This window comes from Ancylomarina sp. (assembly GCF_041555295.1).
Classification (GTDB): Bacteria; Bacteroidota; Bacteroidia; order Bacteroidales; family Marinifilaceae; genus Ancylomarina.
Window position 1 is genome coordinate 1 of the sequence record NZ_JBFFKR010000242.1, and the last position, 5,303, is coordinate 5,303.

Annotated in this window: 3 protein-coding genes; 2 read left to right on the top strand and 1 reads right to left on the bottom strand. The window is 37.2% G+C overall.

Features of this window, described 5'->3' with window-relative positions; genetic code table 11:
- Window positions 1-107 precede the first annotated feature (107 nt).
- On the top strand, window positions 108-1,382 hold the full coding sequence (locus ABY905_RS13690; protein WP_372644818.1) for a replication-associated recombination protein A: 1,275 nt from the start codon (window positions 108-110) through the stop codon (window positions 1,380-1,382).
- Window positions 1,383-1,945: 563 nt separating this feature from the next.
- Here the strand turns inward: ABY905_RS13690 and ABY905_RS13695 are convergent.
- Window positions 1,946-4,357, bottom strand: a complete 2,412-nt coding sequence (locus tag ABY905_RS13695; RefSeq protein ID WP_372644819.1) for a penicillin-binding protein 1A — start codon at window positions 4,355-4,357, stop codon at window positions 1,946-1,948.
- 569 nt (window positions 4,358-4,926) lie between these two features.
- On the opposite strand from ABY905_RS13695, the gene ABY905_RS13700 reads away from it, so the two are divergent.
- The coding region (locus ABY905_RS13700; protein ID WP_372644821.1) for a serine hydrolase domain-containing protein at window positions 4,927-5,303 on the top strand (377 nt) is incomplete at its 3' end.

Sequence of the window (5,303 nt, forward strand, 5' to 3'; positions counted from 1 at the left end):
CGGAGCTGTGAGATGTTCCTGGCGATAGTCAATAAATTTTAATTAACATCCGGTTGCTGAGCGTAGTCGAAGCATAACCTTTATCTTTCACACTTTAACCTTGTCTCATGACAGCAAACCAACCTTTAGCAGAACGATTACGACCTACCAGCCTTGATAATTATTTGGGACAAAAACATTTGGTGGGAGAGAAAGCCGTTCTTCGAAAGATGATTGAATCCGGGAATATCTCCTCCTTTATTCTGTGGGGACCTCCTGGGGTTGGTAAAACGACCTTGGCTAAGATAATAGCCAATCAACTTAATCGCCCATTTTACAATCTATCGGCAGTTAATTCTGGTGTGAAAGATGTGAGAGAGGTTATAGCAAAAGCTGAAAAACAGAAGTTTTTCTCCACACCAAACCCTATTTTATTTATCGATGAAATTCATCGATTCAGTAAATCGCAACAAGATTCACTTTTGGGAGCTGTTGAGAATGGGACTGTAACGCTGATTGGCGCAACAACTGAGAATCCTTCTTTTGAGGTGATTTCACCCTTGCTTTCGCGTTGTCAGGTTTATGTGCTAAAAGCTCAGGAGAAATCTGATTTAGAATATCTGATTGACCATGCCTTAATGAAAGACCTTTATTTAAAGGATAAGGATGTTACTGTAAAAGAAAAAGACGCTTTAATTAAATTTTCAGGGGGTGATGCACGTAAACTTCTGAATATTTTAGAGTTGGTGGTTAATTCTCAGGTGACGGATACAATTGTTTTAACCAATGAGTTAGTTCTTAAAGAACTACAGGAGAATCCATCCATGTACGATAAGGATGGTGAACAACACTACGATATTGCATCAGCCTTAATTAAATCGATTCGTGGTAGCGACCCAGATGCTGCAGTCTATTGGTTAGCCCGAATGATTGAAGGGGGAGAAGATCCTAAATTTATTGCTCGACGATTGGTTATATCTGCAAGTGAAGATATTGGTTTAGCTAACCCCAATGCTTTGCTTTTAGCTAATGCTGGTTTTCAATCGGTAAATTTGGTTGGCATGCCTGAATCTCGAATTATTCTTTCTGAAGTAGCGATTTACTTAGCGACATCAGCTAAAAGTAATGCGTCTTATTTGGCAATTGGTAAGGCTCAAGCTTTGGTTAGAGAAACTGGAAATTTATCTGTGCCTCTACATTTGCGTAATGCACCAACCAAGTTGATGAAAGATTTGGGTTATAATAAAGAGTACAAATACTCTCATGATTATCCAGGGAACTTTGTTAATCAGGAGTATCTTCCTGAAGAAATAGCTAATCAACGTATATATATACCACAAAACAATGCTCTTGAAGTGAAAGTTTTAGAGCGACTTAGATTTTGGTGGAAGAAAAGGTTCTAGTTTTATAAACTAAGGGTACGTCATTGATTATAGGATACTCTCAGTTAGGCTTTCTAATTCAAAAATATGATGGTGGCAGTTGACAGAGTTTACGCTCTATTCAACTGCCATCTTCTTTTTGTATACTTTGTCTTAACCTTCTTTGCGCCCTACGACCATTGTAGTCCTAGTATCACGACCGTTGTGGTCGTAGTGTCACGACTGTTGTGGTCGTAGTGTCACGACTGTTGTAGTCGTAGTGTCACGACTGTTGTAGTCGTAGTACTACGATTGTTTTGGTCTCAGTGTTATAATTTGATTCTTTCGTTGTTCAAATTTGTTACGTCTTGAAATAAGCTGAGTGAAAATTAACGAGTAGCTTCTGGTACTCAGAGTGAATCTTTATCATTTAAAGATACATCAGGCAATACAGAGGGAATTGTTTCACGAAAATATGACAGGATCAGAAATTGACACGTCTCATAGGAATGTATGGTAATTATTGAAGAATACTTTTGAAATTAGGAGGTATTATAAAAGCGTAAAATCACTTGTTAGAAGAGTGAGATTACGCTTTTTGAGTCTTACTTATCTTTGTTTTTTCCACCAAAAATCGATTTAATCTTATCGTAGATCGATTTTCTATTTTTCTTTCGTTTAGTTCGATGTTCCTCTAATTTTATCTTATCATCCTTTTTGTTGTCTAGACCCAGCAGTCTTTCGAAGAAATTAGCTCTTGGAGGCACATAATGAGGCATGTCTAGTTTAGCCAAGCTTGTATTATCGGGTTTGAAAAAAGGAGCGGAACAATAGCTATGGTATTTGCTGTTATTATTGAGCTGGTGCATGAATTTACCATAAATTGGTAAAGCCATTGTAGCACCTTGGCCTAAGGCTAATGAGCGGAAATGGACTCGCATATCGGCAGCACCTACCCAAGCTCCAGCAACCAAATTTTGATTGTAACCAATATACCAACCATCAGCTTGCGATTGAGTTGTTCCTGTTTTACCCGCAAACTCACCTTTTAAGCCATATACCGTTCTCAAACTTTTAGCCGTGCCACTATCCACAACAGCAGTCAACATATGGTTAATGATATCTGCATTCTCAGGAGATAAGCTAGTCTCAAATTCTGCACCTAGCGGGTTTAAATCGACAATAACCTCACCTTTATTTGTTTCTATTCGTGAAATATAATAGGGATCTACTCTTTTTCCTCTGTTGGCAAGATTTGCATAAACCTGTATCATTTCTAAAAGCGAAATATTTGCGGTTCCCAAAGCTAAAGATGGCACATTGGGTAATGGAGAAGAAATTCCCATTTCTTCAGCCAGCTGGATGGTTGACTCTATGCCTGTTTCCATGATGATATCCACTGCAATCGTATTGACTGATTCAGCCAGAGCCCCTTCCATACTATAACTTCCTTCGTAATTGTTATCAGCATTTCTTGGCGACCAGTCCTGATATTCAGAATAGACCTTGCGCTCATTAGGATAATAATCAAATGGAGACAAATTAGCTTCTAGAGCAGCTGCATAAACGATAGGTTTAAATATTGAACCCACCTGACGTCTACCTATAACATGATCGTATTGGAAATGTTTAAAATCAATACCACCAACCCAGGCTTTAATTTTACCGGTGTTACTTTCCATAGCTATAAAGCCAGTGTTCAGCAGTTTGATGTAATGTTTTATAGAGTCAAGAGGACTCATCTTTACCTCTTTTTCACCATCCCATGTGAAGATTTTCATATCTCTTTTCTTCTTGAGAAGTGCATCAATCTCCTTTTTCTTTTTACCCGTTTTAGTTAAGGATTTGTAGTAAGGTGAACGTTCAATTGCAGAAGTTAGAATTGCCTTATTATTGTCCCAAGGGTTTTGTCTTCCCCAGTGCTTGTAGAAAAGGTACTGAAGGTTTTTCATATGCGACTTAACAGCATCTTCGGCATATGTCTGCATGCTGTAATCAACCGTACTTATAATTCTTAAACCATCTCGATAGATATCGTAATAAGAACCATCAGCTTTCGTGTATTTCTTAAGAATGTTATCAGCTTCTATACGAATACGTTCTCTCAAATATGGAGCAAGTCCAGAATGCGTACTTTGTTTCTGATAGTTGATTTTTAGGGGTTGTCTTTTAAGTTGTTCCGCGTTATTTTCGGAAATAAAGTTATTCTTAGTCATTTGTCCAAGAACCACATTTCTACGTTGTTTCGATCGCTCAGGGAAACGTCTGGGGTTGTAATAGGATGGTGCCTTAAGCATTCCAATAAGGACGGCACTTTCATCTAGTTTAAGTTGATAGGCAGGTTTACTGAAATACTGGCGAGAAGCACTTTCTATACCAAAAACCTGTTCTCCAAATGGAACTGTATTGAGATAGAGTTGAAGGATTTTCTTTTTGGAATATATCTTTTCTAAACGTGAAGCAGTAATGGCTTCCTTAATCTTGTTGACAGGCATTGAAAATTTACCAAAATTTCTTCTGGGATAAAGATTCTTGGCCAGCTGCTGGCTAAGTGTACTGCCACCTCCTGAACTTTTATTACCAAGTATCAGGGTTTTAACGAGTACGCGAACCAAACTGATTTCGTCTATTCCTTCATGACTATAAAAACGTGAATCTTCAGTTGCTACCAATGCGTTAATTACATTTATAGGAATAGCACTAAAGTCTATATTTGTACGATTTTCAGCGTAGATGCGACCCATAATTTTGCCATCCTCAGAATAAACCTCCGAAGCATCAGCATTCTGGATGTTTCTTAAGGTATGATAATCGGGTAGTTTTCCCCAAGCGCCATAGTAGATGCTTACTAGAAATAAGGCAAACAGAGAACCAGCTATAAGCAGGCTAAAAAACAAAAAACGAAGAACTCGGTTTTTGAATGTTCTCTTAGTTTTCCCTTTTTTTGCTGGAGTAGAATTTCTTTTAGGAGTACTCTTTCTTATTGGTTTGATTGTCGTGTTCTTACCTTTTGTCATCTATTTGTTCTATTGTTATTTTCGGACTCAATTTATTTGTGCACAAAAGCCCACCCAACTGAATCAATCCAGTTAACGGTTCAGAATTACTTTTATTGCTTAAGGTTTTAATGTTGAGTTTCAAGGTAAGGTCGCTGCAAATATAGGTAAAACTTGTGAATTAGACTTCTGAAATTATAAATCGAACTCATGAAATTTAATTATGAGTGAATTCTTTTTTCTCAAATCTGTAAAAGGTTCTATTGAATATACAATTTTTTTTCTCTTCCTGGGTTTGTATATTTGGCGGCAGACTATTTGACTTGCTAATTTGGTTTTAGACAGAAATATGCTCTGATCTGGTGTTTTTAGAGATAAATATCTGAATTTTTGAAATTTAGAAAAGGCGCTTGTGTTTGCGATTATTAGGCAAATACTTGTTTTTTTATGTCATGTATTTGAAGGGAATGTCTTATCTTCATGGCTGCTTATTGAGAAAAAATGGTCACTTTTGTACCGAATAAAGAATAGAGAGATAAGTATCCTTAAGGCATCTTGTTATGAGATCTTTATAAGATAAAATGTGGAGAATGACAGTGAAACAAATCATAATATTGATATTAACCCTGGTAGTCGTATTATTAGATACGCACACCAGCTCGTCGAAACGAGAAGAATTACATATACCTTACGATAGCAAACTAGATCCAGTCTCGCACCGTATTTCAAACGAACTTTCGTCATCTGAAGCAACTAAAAGAGCTGATTATAGAATTAATAGGTTCCTTGAATATTGGCGAATTAAGGGGGCTTCAGTTGCTTTGGTAAAAGATGAAAAACTGGTTTTTGCAAAAGGATACGGTTACGCTGATGTGGAAAATAAAGTGAAGGTTGAGCCTGATCATTTGTTCCGTATTGCGAGTGTTTCTAAGTTGATTACTGCTACGGCAATAATGAAACTGAAGGA